Consider the following 1,092-nt stretch of genomic DNA (forward strand, 5'->3'; position numbering starts at 1 on the left):
ACAAACTAAATAATCAGGAACTTATAGAAAGATTGTAACCGATCCCAAGAACGATGATTGCCGCTGTAACCGTTCCGAAAAAGACAAATATCAGCTTAAGTGTCATGACCTTTTTCAAAAGCATGGCTTCGGGGAGCGAGAGTCCCACAACGGCCATCATAAAGGCAAGTGCCGTGCCAAGAGCGACACCCTTTTGAACAAGAACCTCGACAATGGGAATAACTCCAGCGGCATTTGCGTACATGGGAACGGCAAGAATTACCGCTAGGGGAACGGCAAACCATTTGTCTTTTGACAGGTATTCTTCAAAAAATCCCGAGGGAACATAACCATGCATTAATGCGCCGATCGCAATGCCTGCAAGCACATAGGGCAAAACCGAACGCGTTACACCAAGGGCATCCTTTGCTACTTGGGGTATTTTCTGCAGTACTTGAACGCCCCTTTGCTTAAGGCTGCATGGCTTTGCATCGTTGTTGACGGATTCGTTTGTCCGCTGCAAATTTTTCACCCAATCGCTTAGAAATCTTTCCAGCTTGAACCGTTCCAGGAACATCCCTAAAAATGTTCCAAGAAACACGCCGGAACTTACATAAATCACAGTCACTTTCAATCTGAATGTTCCCGCAAGCATAGCAATAGCAACCTCGTTTACAAGTGGCGATGTTATAAGAAAACTGAACGTGACGCCAAGGGGGATGCCGCCCCTGACAAAACCGATGAACAGGGGAATACTGGAACATGAGCAGAAAGGGGTAACCGCTCCGAAGATTGCGGCGAGGAAATATTGGATTCCGTACAAACGATGCGACGACAAAAAATTGCGAATTGCCTCAATCGGGAAAAATGTATTCAGCAGCCCCATCAGGAAACTAATAAAAAGCAATATCAGGATAATTTTGAGGCTGTCGTAAACGAAGAAATTTATCGTCGAGCCCAAAGGAGACGAGCCATCCAATCCAATGATGTTGTAAACAAGATTATCGGTGAATGATTGTATCATAGAAAGCCCTTACTGCCGTGTCTATTTCATCCCTTACACGACGAAATTCCTGCAGAATTTCGGTTTCAGTCCCTCTGAACGCGTCAGGA

At 45.3% G+C, this 1,092-nt stretch carries 1 protein-coding gene; it reads right to left on the minus strand.

Annotated elements, in window-relative coordinates; all coding sequences use genetic code 11:
- Positions 1 to 13: 13 nt before the first annotated feature.
- Positions 14 to 1,003 carry a permease gene (locus B2310_RS03030; protein ID WP_290728572.1) on the minus strand — a complete coding sequence of 330 codons (990 nt, stop codon included), beginning with the start codon at positions 1,001 to 1,003 and terminating at the stop codon, positions 14 to 16.
- Positions 1,004 to 1,092 lie beyond the last annotated feature (89 nt).

Source organism: Fibrobacter sp. UBA3629, assembly GCF_002374005.1.
GTDB lineage: Bacteria > Fibrobacterota > Fibrobacteria > Fibrobacterales > Fibrobacteraceae > Fibrobacter.